The 13,218-nt window shown below is 65.1% G+C and carries 12 protein-coding genes; 6 read left to right on the top strand and 6 right to left on the bottom strand.

What is annotated here, in order from left to right; all coding sequences use genetic code 11:
• Window positions 1–76 precede the first annotated feature (76 nt).
• From C4K39_RS12240 to C4K39_RS12230, 3 genes are all read left to right on the top strand, one after another.
• Window positions 77–1,849 carry an acyl-CoA dehydrogenase C-terminal domain-containing protein gene (locus C4K39_RS12240; RefSeq protein ID WP_124346504.1) on the top strand — a complete coding sequence of 591 codons (1,773 nt, stop codon included), beginning with the start codon at window positions 77–79 and terminating at the stop codon, window positions 1,847–1,849.
• Window positions 1,850–1,959: 110 nt separating this feature from the next.
• A complete protein-coding gene (locus tag C4K39_RS12235) occupies window positions 1,960–2,373 on the top strand; it encodes an LIC_13387 family protein (RefSeq protein ID WP_068584405.1) in 414 nt (137 codons plus the stop codon).
• A gap of 41 nt (window positions 2,374–2,414) precedes the next feature.
• The gene (locus C4K39_RS12230) at window positions 2,415–3,029 is read left to right on the top strand and encodes a hypothetical protein (RefSeq protein ID WP_124346503.1); all 615 of its coding nucleotides are present in this window, start codon (window positions 2,415–2,417) and stop codon (window positions 3,027–3,029) included.
• A gap of 80 nt (window positions 3,030–3,109) precedes the next feature.
• Here the strand turns inward: C4K39_RS12230 and C4K39_RS12225 are convergent, their stop codons facing one another.
• Window positions 3,110–3,967: a LysR family transcriptional regulator gene (locus tag C4K39_RS12225; protein ID WP_068584411.1), complete on the bottom strand. Its 858-nt coding sequence runs from the start codon at window positions 3,965–3,967 to the stop codon at window positions 3,110–3,112.
• Window positions 3,968–4,110: 143 nt separating this feature from the next.
• Here C4K39_RS12225 and C4K39_RS12220 point away from each other — a divergent pair, with 143 nt between their 5' ends.
• Entirely contained in the window at window positions 4,111–5,646 is a 1,536-nt protein-coding gene (locus C4K39_RS12220; protein ID WP_178083958.1) for an MFS transporter, read from the top strand.
• A gap of 73 nt (window positions 5,647–5,719) precedes the next feature.
• Here the strand turns inward: C4K39_RS12220 and C4K39_RS12215 are convergent, their stop codons facing one another.
• Complete coding sequence (locus tag C4K39_RS12215) at window positions 5,720–5,905, bottom strand: DUF2188 domain-containing protein (protein WP_068584415.1); 186 nt, start codon at window positions 5,903–5,905, stop codon at window positions 5,720–5,722.
• Window positions 5,906–6,008: 103 nt separating this feature from the next.
• Window positions 6,009–6,215, bottom strand: coding sequence for a DUF6021 family protein (locus tag C4K39_RS12210; RefSeq protein WP_124346502.1), 207 nt, complete (start codon window positions 6,213–6,215; stop codon window positions 6,009–6,011).
• Window positions 6,216–6,375: 160 nt separating this feature from the next.
• On the opposite strand from C4K39_RS12210, the gene C4K39_RS12205 reads away from it, so the two are divergent.
• Complete coding sequence (locus tag C4K39_RS12205) at window positions 6,376–6,999, top strand: HAD family hydrolase (protein ID WP_124346501.1); 624 nt, start codon at window positions 6,376–6,378, stop codon at window positions 6,997–6,999.
• 62 nt (window positions 7,000–7,061) lie between these two features.
• Here C4K39_RS12205 and C4K39_RS12200 read toward each other — a convergent pair whose 3' ends face one another.
• The 3 genes from C4K39_RS12200 to C4K39_RS12190 all read right to left on the bottom strand — a co-directional run bounded on the left by C4K39_RS12200 (window position 7,062) and on the right by C4K39_RS12190 (window position 11,130).
• The gene (locus C4K39_RS12200) at window positions 7,062–8,030 is read right to left on the bottom strand and encodes an aliphatic sulfonate ABC transporter substrate-binding protein (RefSeq protein WP_068584421.1); all 969 of its coding nucleotides are present in this window, start codon (window positions 8,028–8,030) and stop codon (window positions 7,062–7,064) included.
• Window positions 8,031–8,215: 185 nt separating this feature from the next.
• A complete protein-coding gene (locus tag C4K39_RS12195) occupies window positions 8,216–9,490 on the bottom strand; it encodes a Zn-dependent hydrolase (RefSeq protein ID WP_068584424.1) in 1,275 nt (424 codons plus the stop codon).
• Between the two features lie 152 nt (window positions 9,491–9,642).
• Window positions 9,643–11,130: an NCS1 family nucleobase:cation symporter-1 gene (locus C4K39_RS12190; protein WP_022643934.1), complete on the bottom strand. Its 1,488-nt coding sequence runs from the start codon at window positions 11,128–11,130 to the stop codon at window positions 9,643–9,645.
• A gap of 619 nt (window positions 11,131–11,749) precedes the next feature.
• On the opposite strand from C4K39_RS12190, the gene hydA reads away from it, so the two are divergent.
• The gene (gene hydA, locus C4K39_RS12185; RefSeq protein WP_124346500.1) at window positions 11,750–13,189 is read left to right on the top strand and encodes a dihydropyrimidinase; all 1,440 of its coding nucleotides are present in this window, start codon (window positions 11,750–11,752) and stop codon (window positions 13,187–13,189) included.
• Window positions 13,190–13,218: the final 29 nt, after the last annotated feature.

The raw sequence follows: 13,218 nt of genomic DNA, 5'->3' as shown, positions 1-13,218 counted from the left end.
TGTTCGCGGGGCCTGCCCCTTTTGAATCACGCGGCCACGGCCGTGCAACCTCCACCCTTGCACGAGGTTTCCTGCAATGCCCGAATTCAACGCTCCCCTGCGCGACATGCGCTTCGTCCTGCATGAAGTGTTCAACGCCCCCAAGCTCTGGGCCCGGCTGCCGGCCCTGGCGGACATCGTGGACGGCGACACCGCCGATGCGATCCTCGAGGAAGCCGCCAAGGTCACTGCCACCCTGGTGGCCCCGCTCAACCGCAGCGGCGACGAAGAAGGCGCCACCTGGGACGCCGGCCAGGTGCGCACCCCCGCAGGCTTCAAGGAGGCCTACGCGACCTATATCCAGGGGGGCTGGGTCGGCCTGGGCGGCAACCCGGCCTATGGCGGCATGGGCATGCCGAAGATGCTCGCGGTGCAGTTCGAGGAGATGCTCTACGGCGCCAACTCCAGCTTCGCCCTGTACTCGACCCTGAGCTCCGGCGCCTGCCTGGCCATCGACGCCCACGCCAGCGAGGAACTCAAGGCGCGCTACCTGCCGGCGATGTACGAAGGCCGCTGGGCCGGCTCCATGTGCCTGACCGAGGCCCACGCCGGCACTGACCTGGGGATCATCCGCACCCGCGCCGAACCCCAGGCCGACGGCAGCTACCGCATCAGCGGCAGCAAGATGTTCATCACCGGCGGCGAGCAGGACCTGACCGAGAACATCATCCACCTGGTGCTGGCCAAGCTGCCGGATGCCCCGGCCGGGCCCAAGGGCATCTCGCTGTTCCTGGTGCCCAAGATCCACGTCGACGCCAACGGCAACCTGGGCCAGGCCAACGCCGTGAGCTGCGGTTCCATCGAGCACAAGATGGGGATCAAGGGCTCGGCCACCTGCGTGCTGAACTTCGATGGCGCCAGCGGCTACCTGGTGGGCGAGGCCAACAAGGGCCTGGCGGCGATGTTCACCATGATGAACTACGAGCGCCTGTCCATCGGCATCCAGGGCATCGGCTGCGCCGAGAACTCCTACCAGAACGCCCGGACCTACGCTCGCGAACGCCTGCAGAGCCGGGCTCCGTCGGGCCCGGTGGCCAAGGACAAGGTCGCCGACCCGATCATCAACCACCCGGACGTGCGGCGCATGCTGCTGTCGATGAAGGCCATGACCGAGGGCGGCCGGGCCTTCGCCAGCTACGTCGGCCAGCAGTTGGACCTGGCCAAGTTCGCCGACCAGCCCCATGAGCGGCACAACGCCCAAGCCCTGGTGGCGCTGCTGACCCCGGTGGCCAAGGCGTTCTTCACCGACAACGGCCTGGACAGCTGCGTGCTGGGCCAGCAGGTGTTCGGCGGCCACGGCTACATCCGTGAGTGGGGCCAGGAGCAACTGGTGCGCGACGTGCGCATCGCGCAGATCTACGAAGGCACCAACGGCATCCAGGCCCTGGACCTCCTGGGGCGCAAGGTGGTGGCCAACGGCGGCGTGGCCCTGCGCCTGTTCACCGGCGAGATCCGCGACTACGCCTACCTGCCCGGCTCGGCCTATTCGGCGCAACTGCTCGATGCCGTGCAGCGCCTGGAAGGACTCAGCGACTGGCTGTGCGAACAGGCCGTGCAGAACCCCAACGCCGTGGGCAGCGCCTGCGTCGAGTACCTGCAGTTGTTCGGTCATGTGGCCTACGCCTACCTGTGGGCGCGCATGGCCCAGGTGGCCGGGCACAAGCGCGCCGAGGACGAACGCTTCTACAGCGCCAAGCTTGGCACCGCGGACTTCTATTTCAGCCGCCTGCTGCCGCGCATCCTTGGCCTGGAGCAGAGCATCCGTGCCGGCAGCTCGCCGCTGTTCAGCCTCGCCGACGAGCAGTTCTGAAGCATCGGGCCGGGCGGGCGGCGCCCTGCCCGGCCCCTTGCACCAGCAGGTGCAAAACCCCGGGCGCCCCGGCATACTCGGCGCCCCTGCCCACCACCCAAGGATGAATCGTGTCGGCACCTGCCCTGCTCGTCGCCGGCGCAGCCATCGTGCTGCTGCTCGGTACCCTGCACCTGATCTACACCTTCGCCACCGACAAGTTCCAGCCCCGCGACCCGGCCCTGGCCGAACGCATGCGTGCGGTCGCCCCGGTGATCAGCGCCCAGACCAGCCTGTGGCGCGCCTGGATCGGTTTCAACGCCAGCCATAGCCTGGGCGCCATGCTCTTTGGCCTGGTCTATGGCTACCTGGCCTGGCTGCATCCCGAGCTGCTGCAACAGGCCCCGGGGCTTTTGTACCTGGGCCTGGCCTTCCTCGCCGGGCTGTGGGTCCTGGCCGTCCGCTACTGGTTTCGCATCCCGCTGGTAGGCATCAGCCTGGCCTTGCTGCTGTTTGCCGTCGGCAGTGCACTGGCACTCGCCTGAACCTGCACCGCAACCACCCTTCACCTTCATCGAGTTTACCCATGCCCCGCCTGTTCACCCTCTGGTCCTGGCTCTACCACCCCCTGTGCTGGGTCGCCGTCGCGGCGCCGCTGGCGCTGATGGTGTTTTGTGACGTGCAATTGATTGTCCCGCGGGATGTCGGCGGCACCCTGTTCGGCGGTTCAATGGGCTTCATCCTGTACCTCAGCATCTGGCTGGCGTGTGCCCTGGGCCTGGGCCTGGCCTTGCTGACCCGAGTGCCCGGAGCTCGCCTGGCCTGGATCGGTGCCGGCGTGGCGCCTTTGCTGCTGGGCGCCTGGTGGCGGATCAACTACCCGGACGATGCCGGCGGCAACCTGATGTTCAGCCCCATGGCCCGGGAGCTGGACTACGCCATGGCCATTGGTTGCGCCTTCATCTACAGCGGCGTGCAACTGTTGCGCCGACGACGCCTGGCACCACGCCCTTCGGCCACCAGCGCCGATGAGCTGTTCCTGCGCACCGTCTGGGCATTGATCCTCGCGGCGCTGTTCATCCTTCCTCCCTTGAACGCCATGCGCCAGCGGGCCCTGCCCTATTGCGCATTCAACAAGGCGGGCGAGCAGTTGAGCGTATGCCTGGGCGGTGGCCCGGAGGAGCGGGTGATCGTCGACTGACGCCTGTCAGCGGCCCAGTCGAAACCGGTGTCGGGCCCCTGTGCCTACATCTCGTCGAGCTCTGCGGGGCCTGAGCGAGCCTAGCTACGTGGTTCGCGAAAGGCGCTGGCGATGACTCGCAGGGACTCACGGGTGCGGGTGTCCGACAGTTTGGAATGCACCACCAGCTTCGACGATGGCAGGCCAGGCAGGTCGAAACGCTGGGAGACCTCCACCAGTTCCACCGGAGCCAGGCGGCAAGGCAAGACGCCCACCGCCAGCCCGGCACAGATCGCCGCGACGACAGTGGATACCCCGCCGCCAACGAACACTTCGACCCAAGGGATGGCCGCGCGATCGAGCGACAACGCCGCAAGATCCCGCACGCCGCATTGCGGGCTCAGGTTGGCGACGCGCAAGGGCTCGTTGCGATTGAATTCGAAGTCTGCGGCGGCGAACCAACCGAAGGTTTCGACGCACAACACGTTGCCGTCACGGCGATCTTCACAGTCGCGGATGATCACCGCATCCAGCGCTCCAGCGTCGTAGTCATCGAGCAATGGCCCGACGCTGTCGAGCCGTACCTCGATGGACAAGCCCGGGTCCATGGATTTCAACCGGGCCAGCAGCGTAGTGATCTCCGGCCCCATGACATGGCAGGCCATGCCGAGCTTCAGATGCTTGCGCTGGGTGGCCAGGTTGGCCAAGGCCCGCTCGTGGGCCGCGAGAAAGTCCCGGGCCGACTCGATGAACAGCTCGCCCTTGGTGGACAGCCGCACATGGCGCGGGGTGCGCTCGATCAAACGATGCCCGAGCTTGTCTTCCAGGCGCTTGAGCTTGACGCTGAGCGCCCCTTGGGTCGTGCCCAGACATTGCGCGGCACGGGTGAAGCTCTGCGAATCGGCGATGACCACGAAAGCCCGGACCGAATCCACGTCCAGGGTGAAGTTGGCGACCATGGAGACATCCCAAATTGTTGTCATAGATATGGCGGGTGATTCTATTTCGTTGTGTTTAGCATCGCTAGCGCTTGATCAGCGCTGCCCGGACGTCCCGGGGTTCTATCAACCCGCGCTGATTCGATCCAGGAGTGACCTGCACAATGAGCGCAATTGCATCATCCAGAAACCGGATCGCCCTGATGGCGGTCTGCCTGTCCGCCACGATGCTCGGTTTGGAAATCACCAGCATCCCCGCCATCCTGCCCACGCTTGAACACACATTGGCCGCCGACTTCCGGCAACTGCAATGGATCATGAACGCCTACACCATCGCGATGTGCGCCATGCTCATCGCCATGGGCGCCTTGGCCGACCGCTATGGCCGCAAGCGCCTGTTCATGCTCAACGTCGCGGCTTTCGGCGTGGCGTCACTGGTCTGCGGCCTGGCCAGCAATGCCCCGCTGCTGATTGCCGCGCGATTCGGCCAGGGTGTCAGTGCCGCAGGGATGCTGGCCTGCCAGGTGGCGATCCTCTCCCAACAGTTTCGCGAAGGCCCCGAACGGGGCGTGGCATTCTCCTGCTGGGGCGTGGTCTTCGGCTTGGGCCTGGGCACCGGCCCGGTCGTTGGCGGGGCGATCCTGGCGGCTTCGAGCTGGCAATGGGTGTTCCTGATCCATGGGGTCCTGGCGCTGCTGACCCTTGCCCTGACCCAACGCGGAGTGCAAGAGTCGGCCGACCCGCACACCACCGGTATCGACATCGGCGGCATGATCACCTTGCCACTGGCGGTGTTCGGTTGCGTCTACCTGATCACCCAGGGCCAGGAGCTCGGCCTCGGGAGTGCCGGCGCAAGGGGCGTGCTGGCGGCCAGCCTCGCCTGCCTGCTGCTCTTCGTCGTGATCGAGCGCCGGGCCGAACGGCCCATCTTCGATTTCAAGGCCTTTGGTATCCGCCACTTCTCCGGAGCCCTGCTGGGGGCCTGCGCCATGAACTTCAGCTTCTGGCCCTTCATCATCTACTTTCCCCTCTACCTGCAGTCGGCACTGGGTTATGACGGCGTGCAGTCCGGGCTGATCGTACTCACCTACACCCTGCCGATCTGCCTCGTGCCGCCCTTGGCGGAGAAGATGCTGGCCAAGCGCGGCCCTGGCTGGGTGATCCCCCTTGGGATGTTCGCCATAGCCCTGGGGTTTGGACTCCTGGGCCTTGCCGTCACCACGTCCTACGCCGGTTGGGCCAGCCTGCTGCCTGGCTGCCTGCTGGCAGGCGCGGGAGTCGGCCTGACCACCACCTGCGTCACCAACACCGCCACCGGGGCTCTCCCAGCGGAGCGCGCAGGCATGGCCTCTGGCATGGAGTTCAGTGCACGGATGATTTCGCTGTCCATCAACATTGCCGTGATGGGATTGATCCTGGGGCTGGGAGTCTCCTGGTCGCTGGAGCAAAGCCTGGCCCCTCTCGGGGTCCAGGCGGGGCGTGCACTGGTGGACGCCATCTGCGCAGGCAACTTCACGGCCGCTGAAGCGCTGGGGGTTCCCATCGACCTGGCGCGTCACGCATTGATGCAGGGAATCGGCTGGGTCCTGGGCTACGGCGCCAGCGCTACCCTGGTCCTGGCGTTACTGGCGCTGCGGGTCTTTGGCAAGTATCGGCCGCGCACCCTCTCGCCCATAGCCGACCTGGCCAAGGGTGACTGACGCAGCACCGGCCAACGCAGCTAGCGCGCAACAAAAAGCCCCGGACGAACCGGGGCTTCTCGTTGCCAGTCAGCTATCGTGCGGTGGGCCTGGGCCGATCCTTGCGTACCGGCAAGGCAGCGGCGAAGGCCAGAGCCTCTTCCCGGGTGCCGAAGGTGGCAAGCCGGTCGCCCGGGGTGCAGACCTTCCAGGGTCCGTTATTGACGCTCAGTACCTGATAGCCATTGATCTGCATCTTGTTCAGCAGTGGCGTACTCATACACACCTCCTTATCGTCAGCGAGCCTGAGGCTGGCCGGTCCACCTTACACCCGCACGTGGAACCGGCGACTGCCGCATGTCGGCATGCCCGGCGCACTCGCTTCACTTCTTCAGGTTGGCCAACGGATCATAGGCTCGGGAGCGCTTGCGCTCATGCTCCGGTGGCGGCCGATCCAGCGGGGCCCTCGCCGGGCCTACCGGATCGACCTGGGGGTCGGCCAGGTCCGGTGAGTCGGGATCGAATCCCGGGTCATGACGGCCTGTGGCGTGCTCGGACGAACTCGGTCCGGTGGGTTGCCGGGTGCTCATGGACTCCTCCTGCGCGAATGCCTGCGTGACGGGTACAGGCATAGATCGCAATCGAGCCCGTGGGTGCCGTGAACCGGACCAATGGCGCAGGACAAATTGCATTGTGCCGGCTGGCGTCGCAGGATGGCCCCTGCCCTCAACCGCTCAACAGGAAATGTCCATGACGATTCGTGCTGTGGTTTTCGACTTCGGTGGCGTGCTGTTCGACTGGAGTCCCCATCATCTGTACCGGCAACTGATCCCCGATGATCAACACCGCCAATGGTTCCTCGACACCATCTGCACCCAGGCCTGGAACACCCGGCAAGACGGCGGTCGCAGCCTGGCCGAGGGCACCCGCAGCCTGGTGGCCGAGCACCCCGAGCATGCAGCGCTGATCGAAGCCTATTACGGGCGCTGGGTGGAAATGCTGCGCGGACAGCTGGACGACGGCGTGGCCCTGCTGGAGGAGCTGCACCAGGCGCAGATGCCGCTGTTCGGCTTGACCAACTGGTCCCGCGAGACCTTTCCCTACGCCTGGGACAACTACCCTTTCCTGCGGCTTCTGCGCGACATCGTGGTGTCCGGCCAGGAGCACCAGCTCAAGCCCGAGCCGCCGATCTACCACACCACGGTGCAACGCATCCGCGCCCACCTGCCGGACATCGCCCCCGAGGAACTGGCGTTCATCGACGACCATGAGCCGAATATCCAGGCGGCCAGGGCCCTGGGCTGGAATGCCATCCACCATCTTTCGGCGCAGAAAACGCGTGAACAATTGCAAGCGCTGGGCGTGACGCTGTAGCGGCTGGGTGAGGCTGCGCAGCGGGGCCTGATGCAGCGTGTCGTGGGGTCTCGCGGCAGCGGCTACAGATGCTTGGGGCTCCAGAGCTGTACGGCCCGGGCATCCACGGGCCTGGGCAGGAGTTTCTCCTGGTAGAAGGTGTCGGCGATCTTCTGCTGTTCGCCCAGGGCTTGCACCTGTACGGGCTCGACCTGGTAGGTGCGGCGGCTGTTAGCCAGTTCTACGGTCGGGACGTCGAGGTTGCCCCATAGCGGGCCCAGCAGCTTGGCCGCTTGTGCCGGGTTGGCCTTGACCCAGGCGCCGGTTTTCTGCAACTCGGTAAATACCTGCTGCAACACCTCGGGATGGGCCTTGGCGTAGTCGTTGGAGGCCAGGTAGTAGCGGCGGTAGCTGGCCAGGCCCTGGCCGTCGTGCAGTACCCGTGCACCCTGCTGGCGCTCGGCGCTGGCGACGAAGGGTTCCCAGGTGACCCAGGCATCGACCTTGGCGGTTTCCAGGGCGGCGCGGCCATCGGCGGGGGTCAGGTACACCGGCTGGATATCGGCGAAGCTCAAGCCCACCTCGCGCAACGCGGCGATCAGCAGGTAATGGCTGCCGGCAGCCTTGGTCACGGCGATGCGCTTGCCCTTGAGATCGGCCAGGGACTTGAGCGGCGAATCCTTGCCGATGACGATGGACTGGGCCGCAGGCGATGGGGTCTCGGTGGCGAAGTAGGTCAACCTGGCACCGGCGGCCTGGGCGAACACCGGCACGGTGTCGGCGACATCGGCGCTGATATCGACATTGCCCACGTTCAGCGATTCGGCCAGGGGCAAACCGCTGGTGAACTCGTGCCAGGTGATGTTCACCCCTTGCCCCGCCAGTTGCTTTTCCAGGGTGCCCTGGGCCTTGAGCACTGCCAGCAGGGTCGAGGACTTCTGGTAGCCGATGCGCAGGCTGGTGTCGGCCTGGGCGTTGCAGGCCATGCCCAGCGCCAGGGCGACAAGGACGGAGAGCGACAAGCGACGAGGCAAAGCAAAGGGTTGGCGCATGGGGGCGAACCTTCTGGGAGAGGACAGTCGCTAAAAGCTAATTGATCTAATAATTAGAAAATAAATAATTTTTAGGAATTAGCTTAGCGTCAGCCAAACGTTCGTTACCCATGCAAACCTGTAGCCGCTGCTGAGCCTGCGAAGTTGCGTACGAGGACGCAGTGCTCGCAGGCCGGGGACGGCAGTCAGGAGGTCAGGCTGATGGTCTGGGAGGCGGCGAGCATGGCGCGCAGCAGCACCGCGCAGCCGGCGGCCAGGTCGTCAGGATCGGCGTTCTCGATTTCGTTGTGGCTGATGCCGCCTTCGCAGGGCACGAAGATCATCCCCGCCGGCCCCAGTTCGGCGACGAAGATCGCGTCATGCCCGGCGCCACTGACGATGTCCATGTGCGACAAGCCCAGGCCCTCGGCGGCGCCGCGCACGGCCTCGACGCACACCTTGTGGAAGTACAGCGGCGGGAAGTCCGCCGTCGGGGTCAGCTCGAAACTCAGGCCGTGTTCCTCGCACGTGCATTCGATCACCTGGCGCACCTCGGCGATCATCGAGTCCAGGCGCGCAGGCTCCAAGTGACGGAAGTCCAGGGTCATGCGCACCTCGCCGGGAATCACGTTGCGCGAGCCCGGGTAGGCCTGCAGGCAACCGACAGTGCCGCAGGCGTGGGGTTGATGGCCGAGGGCCGCACGGTTGACCGCCGCCACCACCGCCGCGGCGCCGACCAGGGCGTCCTTGCGCAGGTGCATCGGGGTCGGGCCGGCATGGGCCTCGACCCCGCGCAGCTTGAGGTCGAACCACTTCTGCCCGAGGGCGCCGAGCACCACGCCGATGGTCTTGCGCTCATCTTCAAGAATCGGCCCCTGCTCGATATGCGCCTCGAAGTAGGCCCCCACCGGATGCCCGCTGACTTGGCGCGTGCCGGCGTAGCCGATGGCGTTCAGCGCCGCGCCGACGCTGATGCCCTCGGCATCGGTCCTGGCCAGGGTGTCCTGCAGGGTGAATTTCTCGGCGAACACCCCGGAGCCCATCATGCACGGTGGGAAGCGCGAGCCTTCCTCGTTGGTCCACACCACCACTTCCAGGGGGGCCTCGGTTTCCAGCTTGAGGTCGTTGAGGGTGCGCAACACCTCAAGCCCCGCCAGCACGCCAAAGCAACCATCGAACTTGCCCCCGGTGGGCTGGGTGTCGATATGGCTGCCGGTCATCACCGGAGGCAACTGCGGGTTGCGCCCGGGGCGGCGGGCGAAGATGTTGCCGATGCCGTCCACGCTGACCGTGCACCCGGCCTCCTCGCACCAGGTGACGAACAGGTCACGGGCCTGGCGGTCGAGGTCGGTCAGGGCCAGGCGGCAGACCCCGCCCTTGACCGTGGCGCCGAGCCGGGCCAGCTCCATGAGCGACTGCCACAGGCGGTCGCGGTTGATGTGCTGATGGCTGGATTGCAGAACGTCGACGGCAGCGTTCATGGTGATCTCCTCAGGCTTTTCTGGTTGTGGTCGACAAGGTCGTGCTCGTCTTGAGTGCTGTGGTGTCTGGTGGATTGTTTGTGAACAAGCCCCGCGTTCCCTGCAGGAGCGAGCGGGCGGCGATGCGACTTGCCCGCGATGCTCTCAATGCATCACACCGGCGTCTTGGCGCTCACGCCCTGCGGGCTGCGCAGGTTGCACAGGCCGTAGTAGATGAGCCCGCCCAGGGCCGAACCGGTGAACCAGCCGTAGCTGTAGAACCAGTTGAAGGCACTGCTGCCCAGCGACATCAGGGTCAGCGCCACCGGGATGGCGAAGGCGATGAAGCCGTGCCAGTTCCACGCCGGGTACACGTCGTCGCGGTACAACCCGGCCAGGTCCAGGCGTTGCCTGCGAATGATGAAGTAGTCCACTACCATGATCCCGGCAATCGGCCCCAGGAGGCTGGAGTAGCCCAGCAGCCAGTTGGAATACACGGTTTCCAGGCTCACGTCGGACACCAGCAGGCCGAGCTTCTTGAGCAGTTCGTGGCCCATCAGCGCCAGCCCTACCAGGCCGGTGAGGATCACCGCCGTGGTGCGGCCGATCAGCTTGGGGGCGATGTTCTGGAAGTCGTTGGTGGGCGAGACGATGTTGGCCGCGGTGTTGGTCGACAGCGTGGCGATGATGATCAGCGCCATGGCCACGGCCACCCAGCCCGGGCTCTGGATATGCCCGATCAGGCTCACCGGGTCGGAGACCGTGACCCCCACCAGCTTGGCCGAGGCCGCGGTCATCACCACTCCCAGGGCGGCGAACAGGAACATGGTCAGCGGCAGGCCGAAGATCTGCCCCAGCACCTGGTCCTTCTGGCTCTTGGCGTAGCGGCTGAAGTCCGGGATGTTCAGCGACAAGGTGGCCCAGAAACCGACCATGGCCGTCAGCCCGGCCATGAAGTAGCCGGTGACGCTGGCGCCTTCGGGACGCTTGGGCGGGATCGCCAGCAACTCACCGAGCGATACGCTGGGCAAGGCCCATAGCAGCAACCCGATGCCCACCGCCACCAACAGCGGCGCCGACAAGGTCTCCAGCCACTTGATCGATTCCGCACCGCGCAGTACCACCCACAGGTTGAGGGTCCAGAACAGCATGAAGCCGATCACCTCGCCGGTGCCGCCCAGGGCCTTCCAATCCGGAAAGATCGAGCCAAGGAACAGGTGGATGGCCAGGCCGCCGAACAGGGTCTGGATGCCGAACCAGCCACAGGCCACCAGGGCGCGGATCAGGCACGGCACGTTGGAGCCGATGATGCCGAACGACGAGCGCAGCAGCACCGGGAACGGAATGCCGTACTTGGTGCCGGCGAAGGCATTGAGGGTCAGGGGCAACAGCACCACGACATTGGCCAAGAGGATCGCCAGCAGCGCCTCGCCGACACTCAGGCCGAAGTAGGCGGTGAGCACCCCGCCCAGGGTGTAGGTCGGCACGCAGATCGACATGCCGATCCACAGCGCGGTGATGTGCCACTTGTTCCAGGTGCGTTCCTGGACCTTGGTCGGGGCGATGTCGTGGTTGTAACGGGGGCTGTCGAGCACGTCGCTGCCGGCGTCCAGCTCGTACAAGCCGGCGCGCTCGGTCACCTGGGATCTGATCTGTTGCATGGCCGCTCCACTGTTGTTCTGGTTATTGTGCTCATCGGCCAGCGATCCCTGGATCGGGCGCCGGACGATGGCCGGAGAACTGACGACTTCCACCCTCCGGCGTGACGATCCGTGGCGGCACTCAATAAGTGTGCCGGTGAGCCCAGGTTCGTGACCGACCAGTTGATGGAATCCATGTAAGCAACTGATGTAACTCAGCTTTATTCAAATAACTTTCAGGTCTCAGGTTAGTTGCCAGGCCACTCAGGCAAGGTAGCTGGCAAGTTGCCACTTAGATCAAGACCCAAATAGGTGCACCGTACTTTCAGCAACGATATCCGATTCGTTCTCGTACCTATTCAAGCCGCTGATAGGACATGGAAAATCTCGACTATTTTTCGATCCTGTCAAGTGCGTCAAAATGGTGAACGCCTGCACGATTTCTGGGATTTATATTTTTTATCGTTAAATTTCAACTAGTTACATTCAATATAAGCTTATAAAAAATATTCTTGATGTTTCTTCAAAGTGAGACTAGCGTTTAATCCTGACACCGCTGACAGGATTGTTTAGTTGTCAGTGCGTTCAATAAAAAAGTTAGAACCGGCAAACAGTCGGTCATGCCTGCGAGGAACTCGGAATGTCTCTGTTGATCCGTGGCGCCACCGTTATTACCCATGATGAAAGTTATAAAGCCGATGTCTTGTGCGCAGAGGGCCTGATTAGAGCCATCGGCGCTCACCTGGACATTCCCGCAGGCTGCGAAGTGCTCGACGGCAGCGGCCAGTACCTGATGCCCGGCGGCATCGATCCCCACACCCACATGCAACTGCCCTTCATGGGCACCGTGGCCAGCGAGGACTTCTTCAGCGGGACGGCGGCGGGCCTGGCCGGCGGCACCACCTCGATCATCGACTTCGTGATTCCCAACCCTCAGCAATCGCTGCTGGAGGCCTTCCACCAGTGGCGCGGCTGGGCCGAGAAATCGGCCAGCGACTACGGATTCCATGTGGCCGTGACCTGGTGGAGCGAACAGGTGCGCGAGGAGATGGCCGAGCTGGTACGGCATCACGGGGTCAACAGCTTCAAGCATTTCATGGCCTACAAGAACGCCATCATGGCCGCCGACGACACCCTGGTGGCCAGCTTCGAGCGCTGCCTGGAACTGGGCGCAGTGCCCACGGTGCACGCCGAGAATGGCGAGCTGGTGTATCACCTGCAGCGCAAGCTGCTGGCCCAGGGCATCACCGGGCCGGAAGCCCATCCACTGTCGCGGCCATCCCAGGTGGAGGGCGAAGCCGCCAGCCGGGCGATCCGCATCGCCCAGACCCTGGGCACGCCGCTGTACCTGGTGCACGTGTCCACCCGCGAGGCCCTGGATGAAATCACCTATGCCCGGGCCCAGGGCCAGCCGGTCTATGGCGAAGTGCTGGCCGGGCACCTGCTGCTGGACGACAGCGTGTACCGCGACCCGGACTGGCAGACCGCCGCCGGCTACGTGATGAGCCCGCCCTTTCGCCCGCGCGGCCACCAGGAGGCGCTGTGGCATGGCCTGCAATCGGGCAACCTGCACACCACCGCCACCGACCATTGCTGCTTCTGCGCCGAGCAGAAGGCCGCCGGGCGCGAGGACTTCAGCAAGATCCCCAACGGCACCGCCGGCATCGAGGACCGCATGGCCGTGCTGTGGGACGAAGGGGTCAACAGCGGGCGCCTGTCGATGCAGGAGTTCGTCGCCCTGACCTCCACCAACACCGCCAAGATCTTCAACCTCTACCCGCGCAAGGGGGCGATCCGCGTCGGCGCCGATGCCGACCTGGTGCTGTGGGACCCGGCCGGTACCCGGACCATTTCCGCCAAGACCCACCACCAGCAGGTGGACTTCAACATCTTCGAAGGCAAGACCGTGCGTGGCATCCCCAGCCACACCATCAGCCAGGGCCGGCTGGTGTGGGCCGACGGCGACCTGCGGGCCGAGCGCGGCGCCGGGCGCTACGTCGAGCGCCCGCCCTACCCGACGGTATTCGACCTGCTGAACAAGCGCGCCGAAGCCCACAAGCCGACCGCCGTCAAACGCTGAACCTGTCGCCCTGTAGCCGCTGCCGAGCC

Origin of the sequence: Pseudomonas sessilinigenes, assembly GCF_003850565.1 — a bacterium.
GTDB lineage: Bacteria > Pseudomonadota > Gammaproteobacteria > Pseudomonadales > Pseudomonadaceae > Aquipseudomonas > Aquipseudomonas sessilinigenes.
This window is presented reverse-complemented; position numbering and strand designations above follow the sequence as displayed.

What these genes read in the sequence shown, in the direction of transcription:
- C4K39_RS12240 (WP_124346504.1), top strand. Translation starts at nt 77, where the DNA reads ATGCCCGAATTCAACGCTCCCCTGCGCGACATGCGCTTCGTCCTGCAT.
- C4K39_RS12230 (WP_124346503.1), top strand. Translation starts at nt 2,415, where the DNA reads ATGCCCCGCCTGTTCACCCTCTGGTCCTGGCTCTACCACCCCCTGTGC.
- C4K39_RS12225 (WP_068584411.1), bottom strand. Translation starts at nt 3,967, where the DNA reads ATGGTCGCCAACTTCACCCTGGACGTGGATTCGGTCCGGGCTTTCGTG.
- C4K39_RS12220 (WP_178083958.1), top strand. Translation starts at nt 4,111, where the DNA reads ATGAGCGCAATTGCATCATCCAGAAACCGGATCGCCCTGATGGCGGTC.
- C4K39_RS12215 (WP_068584415.1), bottom strand. Translation starts at nt 5,905, where the DNA reads ATGAGTACGCCACTGCTGAACAAGATGCAGATCAATGGCTATCAGGTA.
- C4K39_RS12210 (WP_124346502.1), bottom strand. Translation starts at nt 6,215, where the DNA reads ATGAGCACCCGGCAACCCACCGGACCGAGTTCGTCCGAGCACGCCACA.
- C4K39_RS12205 (WP_124346501.1), top strand. Translation starts at nt 6,376, where the DNA reads ATGACGATTCGTGCTGTGGTTTTCGACTTCGGTGGCGTGCTGTTCGAC.
- C4K39_RS12200 (WP_068584421.1), bottom strand. Translation starts at nt 8,030, where the DNA reads ATGCGCCAACCCTTTGCTTTGCCTCGTCGCTTGTCGCTCTCCGTCCTT.
- C4K39_RS12195 (WP_068584424.1), bottom strand. Translation starts at nt 9,490, where the DNA reads ATGAACGCTGCCGTCGACGTTCTGCAATCCAGCCATCAGCACATCAAC.
- C4K39_RS12190 (WP_022643934.1), bottom strand. Translation starts at nt 11,130, where the DNA reads ATGCAACAGATCAGATCCCAGGTGACCGAGCGCGCCGGCTTGTACGAG.
- hydA (WP_124346500.1), top strand. Translation starts at nt 11,750, where the DNA reads ATGTCTCTGTTGATCCGTGGCGCCACCGTTATTACCCATGATGAAAGT.